This window comes from Chamaesiphon sp. VAR_48_metabat_403 (assembly GCF_031422475.1).
Lineage (GTDB): Bacteria > Cyanobacteriota > Cyanobacteriia > Cyanobacteriales > Chamaesiphonaceae > Chamaesiphon.
Genome location: NZ_JANPLS010000294.1, coordinates 1 through 2,042, shown reverse-complemented (window position 1 = coordinate 2,042; position 2,042 = coordinate 1). Strand labels below are relative to the sequence as shown.

The 2,042-nt window shown below is 45.3% G+C and carries 2 protein-coding genes; both read left to right on the top strand.

Annotation, left to right across the window (positions count from 1 at the left end):
- The first annotated feature begins 71 nt into the window (after positions 1 to 71).
- Positions 72 to 563: an amino acid--tRNA ligase-related protein gene (locus RMO79_RS14025; RefSeq protein ID WP_396136599.1), complete on the top strand. Its 492-nt coding sequence runs from the start codon at positions 72 to 74 to the stop codon at positions 561 to 563.
- A 126-nt stretch (positions 564 to 689) separates the two neighbouring features.
- Positions 690 to 1,760, top strand: a complete 1,071-nt coding sequence (locus RMO79_RS14020) for an AraC family transcriptional regulator (RefSeq protein ID WP_310483781.1) — start codon at positions 690 to 692, stop codon at positions 1,758 to 1,760.
- Positions 1,761 to 2,042: the final 282 nt, after the last annotated feature.

Below are 2,042 nucleotides of genomic sequence, written 5' to 3'. Positions count from 1 at the left end.
AAAAAAAAAAACTCTTCCGACGGTTTTTTTTCTGGGGGGGCTAACTTGTTTTATTTTATTATAATAATTTAATTTTTTTTTGGTACCCCTACTCCCCTTTTTTTTTTTACACCCCCGATCAAACACGACTCGAAGCCCTCCATCATCCCTTCACAGCCCCCCATCCCGACGACATCGCCGATCTGACAACCGCCCGCGCTCAAGCCTACGATATCATCTTTAATGGTACCGAAATTGGCGGCGGCAGCGTGCGAATTCATCAACGCGAAATTCAAGAAAAAGTCTTCAGCGCGATCGGATTATCGACCATCGAAGCTAACGACAAATTCGGCTTTTTACTCGAAGCATTTGAATTTGGTACCCCCCCACACGGCGGGATTGCCTACGGACTCGATCGACTGGTCATGTTACTTGCAGGTGAAGACTCGATTCGCGATGTCATTGCCTTCCCCAAGACGCAACAAGCCCGGTGTTTGTTGATGAATGCCCCCGCAGGTGTCGATGCCAAACAACTCAAAGAATTAGAGGTAATTTCTACCTATAAGCCTAAGGCAGATAGTTAATAATTGACCCAGAGCTTGGCATTAGAGCGTTCGAGTGTGCGGTCAAAATTTTTGACTAAACTGCTCGCTCGAAACGCACGCTGCGGCGAGGATTTCAGGAAATGTTTGAGACGACAGTACTAAATTATGCGATCGACGTTAAAATTTAGTAATAACTATTCTCAATTAATCTTAACCTCAATTGCGATGACGATCGATTTAGCACTCTCAGAGTTCGAGGAATTGTGGGCACAAACCAACAGTCCTCTCAATGAAGAGAGTGTAGGGTTAGAAGCACTTTTTCACACACCGCCATCACTGGGATCGGGATGCCATTGGGAGATTCAACTAGACGCAGAGTTTACCCTATCAATTTGGGATATTCAGGGGCGAGATGATGTGCGAGTACAACAGATCGAGTCGAAGGAGCATCCGATCGAGTTTGGCGTGTTATTGTCGGGGTGTATCAGTAGCAATGTAGGTAATTGGAATCAGGCGCGAACCTTAATTTCGGGCGGTGGCATCCAGCGCAAAATGGTCGTCGATTATCATCAAGCGCAACCTATGATTGGCGTGTGCATTGAGTTATCCCCTGCCAGATTAGCAATGCTGTTTCCTGGCGAGGATGGGCAACTCGAATCAGAGTTAGAGTTTTTAGCCAAGGGGGATGACTGGCAATCGATCCTTTACCCCCCGAATACAGCAGAAATCGCTAGGGTAGTGCAGCAAATTAGATTTTGTCCCTATCGCGGCACTACTAAACGCATGTATTTACAGGCAAAGGCACTAGAAATTATGTCATTACAACTTGCCCCAGTACTCGCTGGTGGCGACACTTTGAGAGAGAATCGATCTGCGGAGCCAGAAATATTACCTAAACTAAAATCTCAGACGATCGCTAAATTACATTATGCTCAAGAAATTATTCAATCGAGATTAGATAATCCGCCCACATCAACTGAATTATCACAGCAATTGGATCTGAGCGATCGCACCCTCCGGCGGGGATTTCGATCGCTATTTGGGACTACGATAGTTGGTTATCTAACGGAGCAACGGTTACAGCAGGCAGAATTATTGCTCAGAAATACCGATCGCACTGTCGCCGATATTGCCAACTATGTGGGTTATGCTCATTTAGGCTATTTTGCCCGCGCCTTCAAGCGCAAATATGGCATCAATCCTAGTGATTGTCGTCAGCGCAAAGCGCAGGCATAGCGTCGCAGATGGCGAATCGGGCAAAAAGTCAGTTTTGGGGTAATGTAGCCATAAGAGGGTGTCTGAAAAGTCTTATTGGCTTCGATCGTAGATCTAAATCCCCCTTTTTAAGCAGGGCTGATTCATTCCCGATCGGGCTTAGGTTGTCAAGATTAAAAGCAATTAATTTCGATCGAATAAATGGTAATTTCATACTAAGAAACAACCACATTCATCTAAAAACCGATTGCTTTAGACATTGACAAATTCATTCCCAAAGGGGATGAATCAGCCCTGCCTTTT

Excerpts from the sequence above, each read along its gene's own strand:
- RMO79_RS14020 (WP_310483781.1), top strand. The coding sequence starts at position 690 with ATGCGATCGACGTTAAAATTTAGTAATAACTATTCTCAATTAATCTTA.